Annotated in this window: 14 protein-coding genes; 8 read left to right on the top strand and 6 right to left on the bottom strand. The window is 64.4% G+C overall.

What is annotated here, in order from left to right:
- The first annotated feature begins 34 nt into the window (after positions 1–34).
- Genes G404_RS0101585 through G404_RS0101570 form a run of 4 tightly spaced genes read left to right on the top strand, consistent with a single transcriptional unit; the run spans position 35 to position 7,153 of the window.
- Positions 35–1,045: an acyltransferase family protein gene (locus tag G404_RS0101585; RefSeq protein ID WP_169719669.1), complete on the top strand. Its 1,011-nt coding sequence runs from the start codon at positions 35–37 to the stop codon at positions 1,043–1,045.
- A gap of 55 nt (positions 1,046–1,100) precedes the next feature.
- Positions 1,101–2,354, top strand: a complete 1,254-nt coding sequence (locus G404_RS0101580) for a putative DNA modification/repair radical SAM protein (RefSeq protein WP_028639529.1) — start codon at positions 1,101–1,103, stop codon at positions 2,352–2,354.
- The gene (locus G404_RS0101575; RefSeq protein WP_028639528.1) at positions 2,351–3,760 is read left to right on the top strand and encodes a UdgX family uracil-DNA binding protein; all 1,410 of its coding nucleotides are present in this window, start codon (positions 2,351–2,353) and stop codon (positions 3,758–3,760) included. The genes G404_RS0101580 and G404_RS0101575 overlap by 4 nt, the downstream gene beginning before the upstream one ends.
- A 6-nt stretch (positions 3,761–3,766) precedes the next feature.
- Entirely contained in the window at positions 3,767–7,153 is a 3,387-nt protein-coding gene (locus tag G404_RS0101570) for an error-prone DNA polymerase (protein WP_028639527.1), read from the top strand.
- Between the two features lie 47 nt (positions 7,154–7,200).
- Here the strand turns inward: G404_RS0101570 and G404_RS0101565 are convergent, their stop codons facing one another.
- On the bottom strand, positions 7,201–8,331 hold the full coding sequence (locus tag G404_RS0101565) for a cobalamin-independent methionine synthase II family protein (protein WP_028639526.1): 1,131 nt from the start codon (positions 8,329–8,331) through the stop codon (positions 7,201–7,203).
- 123 nt (positions 8,332–8,454) lie between these two features.
- On the opposite strand from G404_RS0101565, the gene desA reads away from it, so the two are divergent.
- The 4 genes from desA to G404_RS0101545 all read left to right on the top strand — a co-directional run bounded on the left by desA (position 8,455) and on the right by G404_RS0101545 (position 11,694).
- Positions 8,455–9,858, top strand: a complete 1,404-nt coding sequence (gene desA / locus G404_RS0101560; RefSeq protein WP_028639525.1) for a syringate O-demethylase — start codon at positions 8,455–8,457, stop codon at positions 9,856–9,858.
- Between the two features lie 128 nt (positions 9,859–9,986).
- Entirely contained in the window at positions 9,987–10,697 is a 711-nt protein-coding gene (locus G404_RS17700) for a nuclear transport factor 2 family protein (RefSeq protein ID WP_051280051.1), read from the top strand.
- Positions 10,698–10,775: 78 nt separating this feature from the next.
- Positions 10,776–11,186: a nuclear transport factor 2 family protein gene (locus G404_RS0101550; protein ID WP_051280028.1), complete on the top strand. Its 411-nt coding sequence runs from the start codon at positions 10,776–10,778 to the stop codon at positions 11,184–11,186.
- 10 nt (positions 11,187–11,196) lie between these two features.
- A complete protein-coding gene (locus G404_RS0101545; RefSeq protein ID WP_028639523.1) occupies positions 11,197–11,694 on the top strand; it encodes a DUF3237 domain-containing protein in 498 nt (165 codons plus the stop codon).
- Here the strand turns inward: G404_RS0101545 and G404_RS17695 are convergent.
- From G404_RS17695 to G404_RS0101520, 5 genes are all read right to left on the bottom strand, one after another.
- The gene (locus G404_RS17695; RefSeq protein WP_036519992.1) at positions 11,679–12,608 is read right to left on the bottom strand and encodes an SDR family oxidoreductase; all 930 of its coding nucleotides are present in this window, start codon (positions 12,606–12,608) and stop codon (positions 11,679–11,681) included. The two genes, G404_RS0101545 and G404_RS17695, sit on opposite strands and share 16 nt — an antisense overlap.
- A 1-nt stretch (position 12,609) precedes the next feature.
- Positions 12,610–14,094, bottom strand: a complete 1,485-nt coding sequence (gene nov2 / locus G404_RS0101535) for a lignostilbene-alpha,beta-dioxygenase NOV2 (RefSeq protein ID WP_028639522.1) — start codon at positions 14,092–14,094, stop codon at positions 12,610–12,612.
- Positions 14,095–14,272: 178 nt separating this feature from the next.
- Positions 14,273–14,626 (bottom strand): EF-hand domain-containing protein, encoded by a 354-nt coding sequence (locus G404_RS19715; RefSeq protein ID WP_051280027.1) that lies wholly within the window; start codon positions 14,624–14,626, stop codon positions 14,273–14,275.
- Between the two features lie 103 nt (positions 14,627–14,729).
- Positions 14,730–15,557 carry a CmcJ/NvfI family oxidoreductase gene (locus G404_RS0101525; protein WP_084600962.1) on the bottom strand — a complete coding sequence of 276 codons (828 nt, stop codon included), beginning with the start codon at positions 15,555–15,557 and terminating at the stop codon, positions 14,730–14,732.
- Positions 15,558–16,382: 825 nt separating this feature from the next.
- Positions 16,383–16,589 (bottom strand): hypothetical protein, encoded by a 207-nt coding sequence (locus tag G404_RS0101520; RefSeq protein ID WP_028639520.1) that lies wholly within the window; start codon positions 16,587–16,589, stop codon positions 16,383–16,385.
- Positions 16,590–16,657 lie beyond the last annotated feature (68 nt).

Raw genomic sequence — 16,657 nt, 5'->3', positions numbered from 1 at the left:
GCTCTACCTTCGCAAGTCGGCAGGAATGGCATCGGTGAACGCGCGGCGTGTGGACTGGCTCGATCTGGCGCGCGGCATCGGCATCGTGCTGGTGGTGGCGGGGCATGCCGAGCGCGGACTGGCGGCGGCAGGCATCGCGCGCGGGGCCGGCTGGCATCTCTTTGATCTGGGGCTTTATACCTTTCACATGCCCTTGTTCATGGTGCTGGCCGGGCTGAACGTGCCGGGATCGTTGCGGCGCGGGCCGCGTGCGTTCGTCATGGCCAAGGTGTGGACGATCGCCTGGCCTTACGTGTTGTGGTCGCTGGTGCAGGGCGTGCTGGGGGTTGAACTGACAGGCGTGACCAATGGCCATGCGCAATGGTCGGCGCTGGCCATGATTGCGTGGCGGCCGATTTCCCCGTTCTGGTTCCTTTATGCGCTGATGGTGTTCATGATCGTCACGGCGCTGGTCAGTCCGCGGCTGTGGCTGCTGGCGCCGCTGGCGCTGGCAGGTATGGTGGCCAGCCAATGGCTCGATGGCGATCGGATCGGGCACCAGCTGTGCTATCAGGCGGGGTTCTTTGCGGTGGGGGTGCTGGTCTCCGCGCCGATCCGCGCGTTGGACACGCGCATGGCGCTGGTGATCCTGCCGCTGGCGGTGGCGCTGTGGTGCGCGGCGTTGGTGATGCTGCCGCTGACCGGGGATACGCCCTATCTGATGCCCGCTTCGCTGCCCGCGGCGTGGTGCGGGATCGCGGCGGCGCTGGCCCTGTCGCGCCTGATCGCCCGGTCGCCGCTGCTGATCAGCCTGGGCCGCGCGTCGATGACGATCTATGTCCTGCATATCCTGGGCACCGCCGGCGCGCGCGCGGCGCTGATCCGCATGCATCTGCCACCGCACGCCGCCACCTACTGGATCATCTGTACCGCCGTCGGGCTGGGCCTGCCATGGCTGGCGCATCAGGGGTTTGGCCGCATGGGCGTGCTGCCTGTGCTGGGTCTGGCCCCGCGCAACACGCCGGCGATCCCGGCGGTGATCTTCATGGCACCACTACGCGGCTGAACGATTGCCCATTCAGGTGCTGGCGTTGTGGTGATTTGGAACATATAAGGAACGAATGACACAGCCGAGCACGCTCGAAAAACTCGCCATTCTGGCCGATGCCGCCAAATACGATGCATCCTGCGCGTCGTCGGGCACCACCCGGCGCGACAGCAAGGGCAGCAAGACCGGAAAAGGCATCGGATCGACCGAGGGCATGGGCATCTGCCATGCCTATGCCCCCGACGGGCGGTGCATTTCGTTGTTGAAAGTGCTGCTGACCAACCACTGCATTTTCGACTGCCATTATTGCATCAACCGCAAAAGCTCGAACGTGCGGCGCGCGCGGTTTTCCCCGCAAGAGGTCGCCGACCTGACGATGGCGTTTTATCGCCGCAATTATATCGAGGGGCTGTTCCTGTCGTCGGGCATTATCAAAAGTTCCAGCCACACCATGGAACAGTTGATCGAATCTGCCAGGATCTTGCGCGAAGAATATGAATTCCGTGGCTATATCCACCTCAAGACCATCCCCGAGGCCGATCCCGAGCTGGTGCGCCGCGCCGGGCTGTTTGCCGATCGCGTGTCGATCAATGTGGAATTGCCGACTGTTGCCGGGCTGACCCGGCTGGCGCCCGACAAATCGGCGCCACGGATTGCCGGTGCGATGGATCTGATGGCGGGCGCGATTGTCGAAGGGCGCGATGCACGACGCCGGTTTCGCCATGCTCCGCGCTATGCCCCCGCCGGGCAATCGACCCAGATGATCGTGGGCGCCGATGCCGCCAGCGATGCCGAAATCATGACCAAATCGTCGGGGCTGTATGGCGCGTTCGGCATGCGCCGCGTGTATTATTCGGCGTTCAGCCCGATCCCCGATGCCAGCGCGGTGCTGCCGCTGAAACGCCCGCCGCTGATGCGCGAACACCGGCTGTACCAGTCCGATTGGCTGATGCGGTTTTACGGCTATTCGCTCGATGATGTGCATGCGGCGGCCGATCCCGGCGGCATGCTGCCGCTCGATATCGACCCCAAACTGGCGTTTGCGCTGAAATTCCGCGATCGGTTCCCGGTCGATGTCAACCGCGCCCCGCGCGAACTGCTGCTGCGCGTGCCGGGGCTGGGGGTGCGCGCGGTCAATGGCATTGTGTCGGCGCGGCGGATGCGGCGGCTCGATCTGGCGGACCTTGCGCGGCTGACCCAGTCGCTGACCAAAGTGCGCCCGTTCATCATTGCCGCCGACTGGCGCCCGGTGATCCTGGCCGATCGCGCCGATCTGCGCGCTATCGTGGCGCCGCGCGCCAGCGAACAGCTGGAACTGTTTGCATGACCGCGCTGGCCCCGCGCGTGTGCGTGCCGGTGGCGGCGCACGATGATTTCGATGGCTGGCGCGACAGTGCGCGGCGGCTGATCCAGGCGGGTATCGCGCCCGATCGGGTGATCTGGTCGTTGCCGGGGGCGGTGGCGGGCGATCTGTTCGCCGGCGATCCGCCGCCGGATCTTGCTGGAGATGCGCCGCCCGCCGCTGCGCCGCCGGTGCTTGCCTCGCGCGATTATCTCGAACTGGCCGGGCGCGCGGCGCTGCATGCCGATCCGGCGCGGTTCGATCTGCTCTATCGCCTGTTGTGGCGGTTGCAGACCGCGCCGCGCCTGATGGACGACCGCGCCGATCGCGATGTGCGCGCGATCGATGCGCTGGCCCGCACGGTGCGGCGCGACATTCACAAGATGCGCGCGTTTGTGCGGTTTCGCGTGGTCGAGGATGCGCACGGCGAAACCTATGTCGCCTGGTTTGAACCGGGGCACCATATCCTGCGCGCCAATGGCGGGTTTTTCGTGCGGCGTTTTGCGGGCATGCGCTGGTCGATCCTGACCCCGCAGGGCGCGCTGCACTGGGATGGCGAAACCTTGCGCGAAGGCCCCCCGGCCGATCGCGGCGATGCCCCGGCGGGCGATCCGGCCGAGGCGCTGTGGCGCACCTATTACGCGTCGATCTTCAACCCGGCGCGGCTGAAAATCGGGGCCATGGTCAAGGAAATGCCGCGCCGGTACTGGAAAAACCTGCCCGAGGCCGACCTGATCCCCGAATTGATCGCGTCTGCCCAGGCGCGCGAAGCCGCGATGATCGCGCTGGGCGGCGAACAGGCGGGCCGCCCGCCCGAAACCCTGGCTGCGCTCGATGCGGCGGTGGCCGCGTGCCGCCGTTGCGCGATCGGCTGCAACGGCACCCGCGCGGTGCCCGGGCACGGGCCGGTCGATGCGCGCCTGATGGTGGTGGGCGAACAGCCCGGCGATCACGAGGAACTGGCCGGGCGGCCCTTTGTGGGCCCGGCGGGCCAGGTGCTGCGCGATCATGCGCGCACTGCGGGGCTCGATCTTGATGCCGCGCGGCTGACCAATGCGGTGCGCCATTTCAAGCATGTGCCACAGGGCAAACAACGCCTGCACCAGACCCCGACCGCGCGCGAGATCGACACCTGTCGCTGGTGGCTCGATGCCGAACGCCACCTGGTGCGCCCGCGCGTGGTGCTGGCGCTGGGTGCCAGCGCGGCGCGCGCGCTGCTGGGCCGCACGATCAGCCTGCAACAGGAACGCGGGCGCTTTGTGCCGCTGGACGATGGCGCGCAGCTGCTGATCACCAGCCACCCGGCCTATCTGTTGCGGCTGGGCGAGGCTGCGCGCGTGGCCGAGGCGGCGCGTTTTGCCGCCGATCTGGCGCTGGTGGCGGGGGCGTGATCGGCCATGCCCGAAGCGCCACTGACCCCCGCACGCCGCCATGCCGTGCCCGATGGGTGCGGCACGCCCCTTGCGCCTTCGCCTTATGTCGAACTGGCGGTGATGAGCTGTTTTTCATTCCTGCGCGGCGCGTCGGATGCGGTGGATCTGGCCACCCGGGCGCGCGCGCTGGGCTATGACGCGATCGGCATTGCCGATGCCAATTCGCTGGCCGGGGTGGTGCGCCTGCATGGCGAAGCGCTGGCGCTGGGGCTGCGCCCGATCATCGGCTGCCGCATCGAAACCACCTGTGGCCTGGCGTTTCTGGCCTATCCGCAAAACCGCGCCGGCTATGGCCGCCTGTGCCGGCTGATTTCGCTGGGCCGCATGGCCACGCCCGAAGGCGACTGGCAGGAAAAGGGCCGGTGCGACATCACCCTGCCGATGCTGATCGATCACGCGCAAGGCATGGCGCTGGTGGCGATCCCGCCGCGCAATCTGGATCAGCCGCTGACCACGGCCGTGCCCAGCAATGTCGTGGCGTTGGGCACAGGTTCTCCACCTGTCATCACCACGCTTTCCACCACTTTTGCCGAGCTTGTCCCCCATCTTGTCCACAGCCTCCCCGCGTTGCGGCATATCGCGGCGTGCGCGTTGCATCGCGGCGACGATGTCGCGCGGATCAATGCGCTGGATGCGCTGGCGGGCGAACACGGACTGACGCTGCTGGCGATCAACGATGTGCTGTATCACGAGCCGGCGCGGCGCCCGCTGCACGACGTGATGACCGCGATCCGCCATCGCACCACGGTGGCCGCCGCCGGATATCTGCTTGAAGCGCATGGCGAACGCCACCTGAAACCGCCTGCGGAAATGATCCGCCTGTTCGAACGCTGGCCCCACGCGATTGCCGCCACGCGCGCGCTGGCCGATCAATGCACGTTTGCGTTGACCGAGCTGCGCTATGAATACCCGGCGGAAATCTGCCCCGAGGGTCGCGATGCGCAAGGCTGGCTGGCCGAACAGACCTGGATCGGTGCGCAATGGCGCTATCCGGCGGGCGTGCCCGAGGCGGTGGTGGCCACGCTGCACCGCGAACTGGCGCTGATCGGCAAGCTGAACCTTGCCACCTATTTCCTGACGATCAAGGACATCGTCGACTTCGCGCGTTCGCAAACCCCGCCGATCCTGTGCCAGGGGCGCGGCTCTGCGGCCAATTCGGCGGTGTGCTATTGCCTGGGCATCACCTCGGTCGATCCGGCCCGGCACGCGCTGCTGTTTGACCGGTTCATTTCCGAAGAGCGCAAGGAACCGCCCGATATCGACGTCGATTTCGAACACGAACGGCGCGAAGAGGTGATCCAGTACATCTATCGTCGCTATGGCCGCCACCGCGCCGGGCTGTGCGCCACGGTGATCCATTATCGCCCGCGCATGGCGATCCGCGAAGTGGGCAAGGCGATGGGCCTGACCGAGGATGTGACCGGCGCGCTGGCGCGCACCGTATGGGGCAGCTGGGGCGGCGAAGTCGGGACGCGCAACGTGGAACAGGCCGGGCTTGACCTGTCCGACCCGCATCTGCGCCGCGTGATACGCCTGGCCGAAGACATGATCGGCATGCCGCGCCACCTGTCACAGCATGTCGGCGGGTTTATCCTGACGCAGGGGCCTTTGATTGAAACCGTGCCGGTGGGCAATGGCGCGATGCCCGATCGCAGCTTCATCGAATGGGACAAGGACGATATCGACGCGCTGGGCATCATGAAGGTCGATGTGCTGGCGCTGGGCATGCTGACCTGCATCCGCAAATGCCTTGATCTGCTGGGCGCGCACCATGGCCGCGATCTGACCCTGGCCACCGTGCCGCGCGAAGATCCGGCGGTGTATGACATGCTGTGCCACGGCGATTCGCTCGGCGTGTTTCAGGTGGAAAGCCGCGCGCAGATGAACATGCTGCCCCGGCTGCGCCCGCGCGAATTCTATGATCTGGTGGTCCAGGTGGCGATCGTGCGCCCCGGTCCGATCCAGGGCGACATGGTCCACCCTTATCTGAAACGGCGCCGCGGGGACGAGGCGGTGGTGATCCCCGCGCCCGATCCGCGCCACGGCCCGCCCGATGAACTCACCTCGATCCTGGCGCGGACGTATGGCGTGCCGATCTTTCAGGAACAGGCGATGAAAATCGCGCTGGATGCGGCAAAGTTTTCCAGCCTTGAGGCAAACCAGCTGCGCAAGGCGATGGCCACGTTCCGCAGCCGGGGCATGGTGCATGAACTGGAAGAGATGATGGTCGGGCGGATGATCGCGCGCGGCTATGATCCCGATTTCGCCGCGCGCTGCTTCAACCAGATCAAGGGCTTTGGCGAATACGGCTTTCCCGAAAGCCACGCGGCCAGCTTTGCCCACCTGGTCTATGTGTCGAGCTGGCTGAAATGCCATTACCCGGCGGCCTTTGCCTGCGGATTGCTCAATTCGCAGCCGATGGGGTTTTACGCCCCGGCGCAGATCGTGCGCGATGCGCATGACCACGGTGTCGAGGTGCGCCACCCCGATGTGAACCACAGCGAATGGGATTGCACGCTTGAAGGGGCGGCGCTGCGGCTGGGCCTGCGGCAGATCGACGGTTTTTGCGAAATCCATGCCGCCGCGCTGATCGCCGCGCGCCAGCACGAGGGGGCCTATGCCGATCTGGCCGATCTGCGCACGCGCGCCGGGCTGTCGCCGGCGGTGATCGAGCGGCTGGCGGCGGCCGATGCGTTCGGATCGCTGGGCGCATCGCGGCGCGAAGCGCTGTGGCAGGCGCGCAGCCTGATCGCCGCGCCCGATCTGCCGCTGTTTGCCGCGATGCGCGCGCGCGACGAAGGGGTGGAAGCGGTGCGCACGCGCCTGCCGGTGATGCCCGCGGGCGAAGAAGTGGTGGCCGATTACCAGACGCTGCGCCTGTCGTTAAAGGCGCATCCGATGGCATTTCTGCGCCCGCGTCTGGCCGAACGCGGTTTCGTGCGCGCCTGCGATCTGAAAACGCGCAAGACCCGCGCCATGGTCCATGTGGCGGGCGTGGTGCTGGTGCGCCAACAGCCGGGCAGTGCCAAGGGGGTGTGCTTCATCACGCTGGAGGATGAAACCGGGGTGATCAATCTGGTGATCTGGCCCGACCTGAAGGAAAAACAGCGCAAAGTGGTGATGGGCGCGCGCCTGATGGAAGTGCGCGGCCGGGTGGAATACGACGACGAAGTGATCCACGTGATCGCCGCGCACCTGACCGACGCCAGCGCCGACCTGTCGCGCCTGTCGCACCAGGCGTTCGAGCCGGTTCTGGCCAGAGCCGACGAAGTGGCCCGACCCATCGCGGCCCCCACGCGCGGCCACCCGCGTGATGCCCGGATCATCCCGAAATCGCGCGATTTTCATTGAGCGACATGCACGAACGCAAATGTGCCTCACTCTTCAAAGGGGGCAAATTAGCCCCCCGATCGCGCCGCCGCGATATCCGCGCCCTGGCGCAATGCAGCCAGCTTCTTCCACGTCACGGCCGGGTCGATCTTGCCATAGCCGGCAAACGTGCCGAAGCCGCAGTCGGTCGACGCGATCACGCGGTCGGTGCCGACGATCGCGGCAAAGCGTTCGATGCGTTGCGCGACCAGTTCGGGGTGTTCGACATAGTTGGAACAGGTGTCGATCAGGCCGGGGGCCAGGATCTTGGTGTCGGGAATCCTGGTGGCGGCCCACACTTTCCATTCGTGTTCGTGGCGCGGGTTGGCGGCTTCGAACAGGATGGTCGAAGGGCGCGCGGCCAGGATGACGTCGACCACGCGTTCCAGCGGGATGTCGTGATCGTGCGGGCCTTCGTAATTGCCCCAGCACACGTGCATCCGCATCCGTTCGGGCGGCAGGTTTGCGGTGGCGGCGTTCAGCGCCTCGACATTGGCCGCGGCGATTTTCACGAATTCGTCTTCCGACAGGTCCTGATACCCGGTGTGGCGTGACATCGCCAGATCAGGGCAATCGAGTTGCAGATCGAACCCGGCGGCAACGATCGCTTCGTACTCCGGGCGCATCGCATCGACCAGATCGGCCAGGTATGCCTCGTGGCCGGGATAGAACTGGTTGGGCTGAAACGCGGTGATCAGGCCGGGCGACGCGGCGTTCATGAACCCGCGCGTGGCTTTGCCCTGCAATGCTGCGGCAAAGCGGCGGATATCATCGAGCGCGGGTTGCAGATTGACCAGTTTGACCGGGCCGATGCAGGCAGCGCGCACAAATTCCTGATCGCCCATCACCGCGGCCAGTTTCTTGCGGAAATCGGGCAGGGGGGCCAGATCGAGCGCGGGTTTGCGCGGCACATCGCCGCCAAAGCCCGACAGCCGCTCGGTCATATACGTCGAATAGCCGACTTTGCCCAATTCGCCATCGCTGACCACGCTGACCCCGGCGGCAATCTGCCGATCGACCGCTTCGGCCACGGCGGCGCCCACCACGCGATCGAATTCATCGGCGTCATAGGCCTGGCCATGATCGCGCGCCAGCAACAGGGGAACCAGCTCTGGCCCGCGCGGCAGGCTGCCAACATGCGTGGTGGCAATGGGATGCATGACCAAAAGACCTCTCCGATGTGTTTTTGTGGCTTGCAATTTGTATGTATTACTAACAAATATCGCGGCAAGGACAAGCGTCAAAGCGGCGCGGGCGCCACCAATTCCGGGAGAGTACCGATCATGAGCAGCAATCTCGAATCCATCGTATCCGGCCTGGACCATGCGTCCGACGCAATCGTGACCTGGCTGCGCAACCAGCAGGTCGGCCCCAATGCCTATCCCGGTGTGCCAGCGGAATACACCAATTGGCGCGATGAGCAACGCGCGTGGAACGAGACCTGCGTGCTGTTCAACCAAAGCTATCACATGGCCGAACTGATGGTCGAAGGACCGGGCGCGTTCGATTTCCTGCTGGGGCTGGGCATCAACAGCTTCAAGGGGTTCATCCCGGACCGGGCCAAGCAATATGTGCCGGTTACCGCCTATGGCCATGTCATCGGCGATGTGATCCTGTTTTACCTGGCGCCCGAAAAGTTCAACCTGGTCGGCCGTGCACCCACGCTCAACTGGCTGATGTTCCACGGTGAAGGGCGCGAAGGCGTCACGTTGACCTATGACGAGCGCACCGCCGCGCGCCCCGACAAGGAAAACCGGCGGCATTTCCGGTTTCAGCTGCAGGGGCCCAACGCCGCCGCCGTGCTGACCGAGGCGATGGGGGCGCCCGCGCCCGATCTCAAGTTCTTTCACATGACCTGGATCGAGATCGCGGGCAAAAAGGTCCACGCGCTGCGCCACGGCATGGCCGGTCAACCGGGCTACGAGCTGATGGGGCCGTTCGAGGATCACGATGCGATCCATGCGGCACTGGTTGCAGCGGGCAAAAACCATGGCCTGGCGCTGGTCGGCGGGCGGACGTATTCGTCGAACACGCTCGAATCGGGCTGGATCCCGTCGCCGCTGCCCGGCGTCTACACGGGCGAACTGAACCGGCCTTATCGCGAATGGCTGAAGGCCAACCAGTATGAAGCGGTCTGTTCGGTGGGGGGCAGCTATGTGCCCGACAGCGTCGAGGGCTATTACACCACGCCGTGGGATCTGGGCTATGGCGCGTTCGTCAAGTTTGACCACGATTTCCTGGGCCGCGAGGCGCTGGAAAAGATCGCCGCCGGGCCACACCGCAAAAAGGTGACGCTGGCCTTGGACGACGAAGCCGTGACCGAGGCGATTTTCGGCCAGTTCGGCAACGATGGCCTGCGCCCGAAATACATGGAGTTCCCCAGCGCCGTCTATGCCATGCATCCGTTCGACCGGGTCGAACGCGATGGCAAGCTGATCGGGGTGTCGACCTGGATCGGCTATACCACCAATTACGGCAAGATGGTCACGCTGGCCTTTGTCGATGCCGACCATGCCGAACCGGGCACCGAGATCGACCTGGTGTGGGGTGAACCCGATGGCGGCACGACCAAGCCGACGGTTGAAAAGCATCGCCAGATCAAGATCCGCGGCGTGGTTGCGCCGGTGCCCTATTCCGAAGTGGCGCGCACCGCCTATGCGCCCAGCTGGCGCACCAAAACGGCCTGATCGCGTGGGGCGGGGCCGGGTGTTGCGCCGGCCCCGCCAAATGCCGTCTTGCCACGCACCGCAAATCCGAATAGGCATGAACCATAACAAATGGTACGGTTTTTGCCGTTGCCGGAGAGGGGATGCAAATGACCGATGTGGCGGCCCTGGTAACGCGGATCGAACGGCTTGAGCACGAGCTGGGGATCGCGCAAGACATCGAAGCAATCCGCAAGCTGCAATACACCTACGGCTATTTCATCGACAAATCGCAGTACAACGAAACCGTCGACCTGTTTGCCGAAGACGGTGAAGTGTGGTTTCTGGGCGGGATCTATCGCGGCAGGGCGGGGGTGCGGCGGCTCTATATCGAACGGTTTCAGACCAATTTCACCAATGGCCATAATGGCCCGCGCTATGGCTGGTTGCTCGATCATCCGCAGTTGCAGATGGTGATCGATGTGGCCCCCGATCGCCAGACCGCGACCGTGCGCGGCCGCTCGATGATGCAGGCGGGCCTGCACGAAAGCGCCGAAGGCGCGCAACGCGCCTGGTGGGAAGGCGGCATTTACGACAACCGCTATGTGCGCGAAGACGGCGTGTGGAGAATCGCGCGGCTGGGCTATTTTCCGTTCTGGCACGGCAGCTTTGCCGAAGGCTGGGCCAAGACGCCGATTGATTATATCCCGATGACCAAGACGCTTTATCCCGAAGATCCGCTGGGCCCCGATGCCTTTGTCGACCCGGTGCCGCGGCTGTGGCCCGCAACCGACATCGTGCCGTTTCCCTATCCGCACCCGGTGACGGGCAATCCGATCGTGTGCGACAACAGCCGTGCGCGCGAAGGGTTCGGGGACTGATCCGGGTGTTCCATTGATCGTGATCGGGGTGTAACGGTTTTTGCAGGCCTTGACGGGGATGACGGGGATTGTGCGCGCATGACGGCAGACAGCGAACTTCTTGCCGGTCTTGTGGCCGAACGCGCGATCGAGCGGCTGATCGTCGATTATGCCTCGCTGAATGATGCGGGCAACTGGGATGCGCTGGCGGCGCTGTATCTGCCCGACGGACGGATGAGCAGGCCGACAACGCCCGATGTGTTCATCACCGGGCGCGATGCGATCCTGGCTGCGTTTCGCGCGCGGCCGTTGCGCGTGGCGCGGCATATCATCGCCAACGTGCGGGTAACCGTTACCGGCCAGACGGCCAGCGCGACCAGCCAGATCCTGCTGTTTTCCAGCCCCGCCGCGCCGCCGCTGGTGGGCACATACCACGACCGGCTGGCCCTGACCGGGGCCGGCTGGCGCTTTGCCGAACGCGCCGGCAGCCTTGATTTCCCGCTGACCTGAGGGCGCGCGCATGACGTATTCCACGCTCGAACACCCGCGCCTGGAATTCGTGTTTGAATGCCGGTTGATGTTTACGCGCGTGTTCACCATCCCCGATGTGCACAACGGCGGGTTCCGTTCGGCGGTGCTGGTGGACGAAGGCGTGTTTGAAGGGCCCAACTTTCGCGGCCGCGCGGTGCCCAATTCGGGCGGCGACTATGCCCATTTCCGTGCCGACGACACCGCCGTGTTTGACGCGCGTTATCTGCTTGAGGTCGATGACGGCACGGTGATCTATATGCAGAACCGCGGTTTCCTGTGGGGCAGGGCGCCCGAGGCGATGGCGCGGCTGCGCGCCTGGGCGTTTGAAGGCGGGCCGCCGGTCGCGCACGAGGACTATTATCTGCGCGCGCAACCCACCTTTGAAACGCCCAAGGGTGCGCACGACTGGATGACCCGGCACGTGTTTGTGGGGGTGGGCGAACGCAAACCTGATGGCAATCTGGTGCGCTATTACGCGCTGACCTGAGCGTTTTTCAGCCTATCGGCGTGCGCCTCGATCATCTGGCGCACACTGCGCGCCGGGCGGCCCAGCAGGCGTTCCACATCACCGCTGCGCACCGCCAGAAATCCTTCGCGGATCGCCTGACCAAACGTGACCATATCGTCGCTGTTCCACGGAATACCGCCGACATAGTGGTCATCGACCGGCCGGCGCGGGATGCCCATCGCGTCAAACATGGCATATTGTGCCGCATCATCGATGGCCACATAGGCCAGCGGCACGCCGGTCACCTCGGCCATGATCGCGGTCACTTCGGCAAAGCTTTGCAGATCCGGGCCGGTCACGTCATAGGTTTGCCCGGCATGGTCCGGGCCCGTCAGCACCGCGGCCGCGCACAGCGCGCAATCCGCGCGCCAGACCATCGCCTCGCGCCCGGCGCCGGCATTGCTGATCCACTGGCGGGTGGCCATTACGCCGGGCCCCGCCATCACGATCATCGCATCGGCATAATGCGCGTCGCGCAGCATCGTCCAGGCCAGGCCACTCGCCTTGATCAGGCGCTCGGTCTCGATGTGATCGTGGCGCACTTCGGCAGGATTGGCAGGATCGTCGATGCCGACAAAGCTGGTATAGACCACGTGGGCGATGCCCGCCGACACCGCCGCATCGATCGCCGCCTGGTGCTGCGCCACGCGCGCGCCAACCCGCGTGCCCGAAATCAGCAGCAGCCGATCGGCCCCGGCAAACGCGGGCGCCAGTGTTTCGGGCCGATCGTAGTCACCCTGCCGCACCGCACAGCCCTGCGCCGCATAGCCGCCAAGTTTTGCCGGATCGCGCGTCATCAGGATCAGGTCCTGCGCGCGGCCTTGCGCGATCAGCGCGTCGCAGACGATGCGGCCATAATGGCCCGAGGCCCCGGTGATCGCGATGCGGGCCATGCTACACCGCCTTTGCCAGCTGGTCTGCGCTGACCCACCAGCCGTGGACTTGCGGACGCAGGCGGTGCGGCATGGTCACCTTTGCCACCGGCCCCGCGCCGATATCATCCGCGTCGATAATCCAGCATTCGTGGGTAAAGGTGTCGGGCCCGTGCTGGTGATCGACCACGCAGACCAGCCACCCTGCATGCCCCGGCGCGGCCGCAGGCACATGCACGGGCTCGTTGAAACAGCTGCCCGCTGCCAGCACCAGCGCGTGCGGCGGGCCGCCGGTCATGTCGAGCCGCAGCAGCACATCGAACATCGCCCCGACCGGGCCGCCCGGCACCGGTGGTCCGCGCCGTTCGGGGTTCATCGTCAGCATCCACGCCCGACCATAGGCGCGGCCCTGGCGATCGGCCGGGATCACCGGAAAATCGCCCGGCGGGCCGATGACCGTTTCGTGGATGGCATCGTCGCGGCCCTTCGGATCGATCGTCCAGCGCGCCAGCCGCCCGTTCAGATCGGGCTGGGCAATGGCGATCCCCGATGCCTGTCGGATAAACGGAAACGCGTTGGAATCGGACAGGCACTGGTCAAAATGGATCAGCCCCGCAGCATCTTCGAAGGCGTTCATCATGTGATAGCACGACACGCCCCTGGGCCCGCGAAACCAGCGGATCTGCGCCACATCGCCGTGGCGCGGCATCACGCCCAGCCAGCTGTCCCGGTGCTGATCGTGCACCCAGTGATCGCCGCCTGCGCGCAATCGGTCCAGATCCGCGCTGGTGGGATAGATCGGAAACAACGCATAGTGCTCGGTGATCGCAAAATCGTGCATCATCGCGCAATTAGGCGCCTCAAACCACTGTTCGCGCACCAGCGTGCCCGCGGCATCGATGGTGAGATAGGCGACTGTCGGCGTGGCCAGGCCCGCTGCCTGATAGCCAAAGGCAAACATTTCGCCGGTGGCCGGATCGATCCGCACATGCGCGGTAAAGGTCTGCGATCGCAACGCGCCGCCGAAATCATATGGTTCCAGCGTGTCAAGCGTGGCCGGATCGATACGAAACGGGCGCCCGTCCTCCTTGGTCATCAACAGGCGTCCGGCATGCCACACCGGGGTGGTGTTGGCGACAGTGCGGTCGATTCCTGCGGCTTCGGGCCGATCGGTAAAGGGATTGCGGTATTTGCCGAATAGCGCGCGGCCCGCCGCCACCTCGGCACGATGCCGCGCTGTGCCGACATAGCGGATCGCGGTCGAAACCTTGCCCCCGGCAAAACGGATTGCCGAAATCATCCCGTCGGCTGACAGGATCGCCCCGGCATCGTCGAGGAATGGCGGATAGGCCGGATCGGGCACCGCGCGAAAGAACGTGCCGGCGACATCGGCGGGGATCGTGCCGCTGATCGCAAGATCATCCACCGTATATTCGGCACGCTGCGGGGTGTTGAGCCCCCGATAGTTTGCAGTGTGCGGAAAACCGCCTGCATCGGCTTCGGGCATCGGTCCTCTCCGTGCGGGCCCTGGCGCAGGACGTGGGGCCTGCTGGCTGCGCATTCATAACATATGTTATGATCTTCGGAGATTCGCCCGGCGAATGCAAGGGGGATCGGGTCGAACACCTTCAAACGCAAACGGCCCGGCGTTTTGCGCCGGGCCGTGCAGGTGGGTTTGGTTCGGATCAGTGGCCGTCGGGGTGTTCGCCGCCTGGCTCACCGCCGCCATTGTGTTCACGCATCGCGCGCATCCTGGCCATTGCCGCGCGCATTTCGTCGCGCGTGATCCGGCCGTCGTGATCGGCATCGATCATGGCAAAGCGGTCTTCGCGGCGTCCGGCGGCCTTCCATTCGTCAAGGGTGATGAACCCGTCGTGGTTGGTGTCGATCGCATCAAACCCGCGCTGGCCGCCGCCATGGTGGTGTTCGCCACCCTGCTCGGCCGGTGGCGCCATGGGCGGATCGGCCTGTTGCGCCCGTGCGGTACCGGCAGCGAGCGCAAGCGCGCAGCCGATGGTCGTGATCGTGGTGCGTTTCATGGGATCGGTCTCGCTCGTTGGTCAAACCTGTTGCCGTGATAGCAATGTGGTCCTGAACCGGTGCTTGCAACAGAGGCGCGCGACCATTTGCGACCAGTTGCGATCAATCGTGCCACAGCGCGATGCAGCGCATTTCGATGCTGGCGCGGGGATGGCACCCGGGCGGGGCGCGGCGATTGTCAAAGGCCACGTGCGGCACCGCATCACCGGTGTCCGAATCGCTGCTCTGGAACAGCAGCACGTCATCGCGCGAAAGATTGGCAAACCAGTACCAGCGATGCGCGGGATTGGCCGCCAGCACCCAGCTGGCAAAGCGCCATTCGGGCGCGCCCGGCGGATCGAATATCGCATCGGCCTCAAACCTGTCGCAGGCGTCGACGCTCGTCATGTCGCACAGCGCCAGCGACACATCCTGCGGTGCACCCGAAAACGCGCGCCACACGTTATAATGCGCATAGCGCCGCACGCTGCGACCCGCCGGAATCGTGCGCGCGGCAAACAGCGCAGAGGTCGCGGCGGTGGCATCGATATGCACAAACCGTGCAGGGTGCGAATTGTCGCGGGTGCCCGCCTGGCCCGATGCCTCGCTAAAGCGCACTATGGCCGGCGCGGTCACGATCACCGCGTCCGCACCGGTGGCCGCGCGCACCAGCGCTGCGATTTCGTCGGCATAGATCGCAGCAACCGCATTGTGATCGGTAAAGTCCGCAACCGCGCTGACATGGCGCAGGCAGGCAAACCCCTCTCGATCGATCCGCGGTGCCGCTGCCCGCCCGTCGATCAGCGGCATTTCGCGCGGGTCCAGCGGCACGCAATCGCGCGCATGCGCATTGGCATAGTAAAAGGGCCGCGCCGCGTCGCGCGCGACATAGGCTATGTGTCCTGTCCGTCCGACGCTTCTTTTATGCCAATTTCGCAAAAACGCGGACATACAGCTTGTCCGGACTTGTCCGAACCCCATCGAAAACCGCAGAAAAGCGACATTCGCTTCGGACAAAAGGGTTTTGTCCGCCTTGTCCGACACCATCGTTGCGGGCGCCGAGCGGTCGGTTTGGCGAAGTTGGGTTTTGGGCGGCTACGCTCCGACAAGATAGTTATACAACATAGCATAATGGAAGGCCTGAGCGCGCGCGCGCGAAGCCGCAAGGCCAATAAGCCCATTTGCAAACCCCCTCGCCAAATCGGCACTGCCATGCAATAGCAACCAAACCGTTCGGGTCTGAACAGCCTTAGTGGTGCACAAACGAGTGCCGAGCACGGAACCGCCTATGTCGGGCGGCTCCCGGAATATAAGACCTCTCGTAGGAAATACGGGAGGCATGCTGCTCCGTGCTCACATGTGTTCAACCACCCAGCACCAGCCGGGAAGGTACGGGGGATTTATGACGCAGATTTCGCCGATCCTGACCTTCGTTTGGAAAGTGCCGGCAGTTTTCGTGCTGATCATATTGGGCGTTTTCGCATCCAGCCAAGTCGGGTGGAGTGGCCTCGACGTTATTTTGAATTTCCAAATAATGGGCCTAATTGAAGAACTAGTTTCTTGGCCAATTTTAGTAGCTAGTGCCATTTTCTTATTAGCGATAATTTATGCAATCGAAAAATTATCAAAAAAATCTCTATGGATTGCATTGCCAATATTCATATATGGCGCTCTTATTATGGGAGCATGGAATGGATATTGGGGCGACTTCGATTATAGCCGTCTAGAATCAATCAGGCACAATTATGCTAGGCGGCGTGGACAAATTTGGGGTTCTCAATCATCGAGCGTCACAAGCAGGCACGCCCGAAAGGTGCCTTCCGCAGTGTCCTGCCGGTGCCAGATTTTGACGACGTTATAATACTCGAAAAAGCCTTCCGTATCTCGGGCAAGGTGTTCGCCAACGCGCGGCAGGAAGTCGAAGTCGGCTACGAATAGTAGCTTTTCCGGATCCTCGCCCTCAAACACTTCCACCAAAGCCATAAAGTCCTCCGTGCAGGCATAATTGCAATATTGGCCAGTCCCGGCAACGCCTTACGCTGAGAACGATT

It is taken from the genome of Novosphingobium acidiphilum DSM 19966, assembly GCF_000429005.1.
GTDB lineage: Bacteria > Pseudomonadota > Alphaproteobacteria > Sphingomonadales > Sphingomonadaceae > Novosphingobium > Novosphingobium acidiphilum.
The sequence above is the reverse complement of the archived record's forward strand: the minus strand, read 5'-3'. Positions and strand labels throughout refer to the sequence as shown.